At 39.3% G+C, this 2,033-nt stretch carries 3 protein-coding genes; all 3 read right to left on the bottom strand.

Features of this window, described 5'->3' with window-relative positions; genetic code table 11:
- On the bottom strand, positions 1 to 1,106 hold a 1,106-nt coding region (gene tnpC, locus BUA88_RS15760; RefSeq protein ID WP_072919713.1), incomplete at its 3' end, for an IS66 family transposase.
- A 269-nt stretch (positions 1,107 to 1,375) separates the two neighbouring features.
- A complete protein-coding gene (tnpB, locus tag BUA88_RS15755; protein ID WP_072919712.1) occupies positions 1,376 to 1,738 on the bottom strand; it encodes an IS66 family insertion sequence element accessory protein TnpB in 363 nt (120 codons plus the stop codon).
- Positions 1,728 to 2,033 (bottom strand): hypothetical protein (locus tag BUA88_RS16265; RefSeq protein WP_072919710.1); only part of this gene is annotated, 306 nt, incomplete at its 5' end. The genes BUA88_RS16265 and tnpB, both read right to left, overlap by 11 nt.

Below are 2,033 nucleotides of genomic sequence, written 5' to 3'. Positions count from 1 at the left end.
ATCATCTTCAAAGCTTTATTCGCAGTGCAGGATTTCTGTTTATCCTTTGGTGTAGCCTTTAAGGCTTCATCAAATCGGCGTCTTGCATGCGCCCAACATCCTGCTATTGTCAGGTCATCACGTTCCTTTTCAATGGAATGATAAACCTGATAGCCATCTGTAACACAGATGCCTTTGAAATCCTTGAGAAATTCTCGTGGATGATCGGACTTTCTAGTCCGCTGGTAATCATAGATTACAATCGGTTTCTCCTTGTACATCTTACCTGTACGATAAACCCACATGTAACTCTTAAATCCAGCATCGCGACCATCCTTGTTAACTAAGCAAGGAGTTTCATCAGCCTGTATTACATGATAGTCATACAAATGCTCATGAAGATAATCGTAAAAGACTGCTAAGTATCTGTCAGCACACTGAATAACCCAGTTTGCCATAGTTTGGCGTGATATGTTAATTCCAACTCTGTTGTATTCAGCTTCAATACGATATAGAGGCATCGCATTTACGTATTTAGCATTATAAACACCCGCAACAGTGCTTGCTGAAGCAAGGCTGTTTCTAAGTAGCTGCTTAGGATGATTAGCTTTAACCATTCGTTCTGATTTGGAACCAGAATAAACAGCCACAAGATGTTTCTCAACTGAAACAGAGGCTGGTGTGTATTTGTACCTTATATATTCCTCGTCAGGAAGACGCTTCCAGGTTTCATCACCAAAGAAGCTCTTAAGCTCTTCCTCTGTCATTTCATGAGGGACTTCTTCAACAAGAAGACCTTTGATATCTTCTTCCTTTTTGCCTTTAGATTTCTTTCTAGTGACGGTAATAGTTTCTTCATCGTCATCATCAAAGTAATCATCTACAAAGGCTTCAGCCTCATTGAAAATGATTTCACCATCCTCGATGGTAAATGACAGTTGGTTAGATTCATCAGATCTCTCAGATGAACGACCAAAGCGCTGACGGTTCATATCAGCTATCTGCTCCAGTAAAAGCTGCATCTTGTTATCGATAGATTCAAGCTGCTCCTGCTGATTTAAAAACAGCTGTATTAGCATTGCTTTGTCAAAGTTATTCAGTTGTTCCTCTGTGAATTTAACTGACATAATCGCTCCATTTCTTATGGAACTATTATAGCTGAAATGCAGTATTTACGCTAATTTTCAGCACTTCAGCATTCGTCATAATGCCTATGTTTGTAGGCTTCACAGAGCTTATATATGAAAGGCTTGTAACTAGCCTTTTCAATTGATTTAATGGTATTTCCAGAGAAAATATGCCCATATATGAGCCTTATTCAAGGCTTTAAACAAGAAGAAAATCGCTTAAAATCAGCGTTTTCTGGGCGCCCCAAAATTCTCTGTTTTATACAAAACTAAACGATTTCTTTAGGCTCTTTGAGTTCTGAAATCGGATGTTTAGCGACTATAGTAAAACCGCTCATTAACCTTTGATACTGTTCAGCTGAAATTGCCAGAGCTTCTGACTCAGTCCTAGGCCAGGCAAAAGCACCAACCTCAAGTCTTTTATAAAGAAGGAGGAAGCCATCGCCTTCCCATACAAGGCCTTTTATCTTGGTTGCTTTTCTTCCGCAGAATAAAAACAAGGTATCCTTGTCAAAAGGATCTAGATTGAATCTTAGCTTTACGAATGATGCCAGTCCATCAATACCTTGGCGAAGATCAGTGTAACCAGTAGCAATGTATATCTTCTTAAAACTGGTAGTGTCATTGAGCATGGCTTATTGCTCCTATCAGTTTTAATAGAAACTCTTCCGAAATATCTTCTGATATTTCTATACGAGCATTGCCACAAATGATTGAAGCTACTCCATACGTTACTGGTTTTGTTTCAGTAATAGCAGGTGATAGTTCAACAAAAGTCGGTTCACTAACAACCATCTGATTAGATTCATCTGTAGTCTGAAGCTGACTTGCGAAATAGTCCTGAACTCGTCGCATGTGATCATAGAAGGTTGGTGGTTTAATATCGTGAAGGGCACACCATTCACGAACTGTCATGTCTTTGGGTCT

The sequence above is a fragment of the Pseudobutyrivibrio xylanivorans DSM 14809 genome, assembly GCF_900141825.1.
GTDB lineage: Bacteria > Bacillota > Clostridia > Lachnospirales > Lachnospiraceae > Pseudobutyrivibrio > Pseudobutyrivibrio xylanivorans.
This window is presented reverse-complemented; position numbering and strand designations above follow the sequence as displayed.

Coding starts and splice junctions, on each gene's coding strand:
- tnpB (WP_072919712.1), bottom strand. CDS start 1,738: ATGCTCAATGACACTACCAGTTTTAAGAAGATATACATTGCTACTGGT.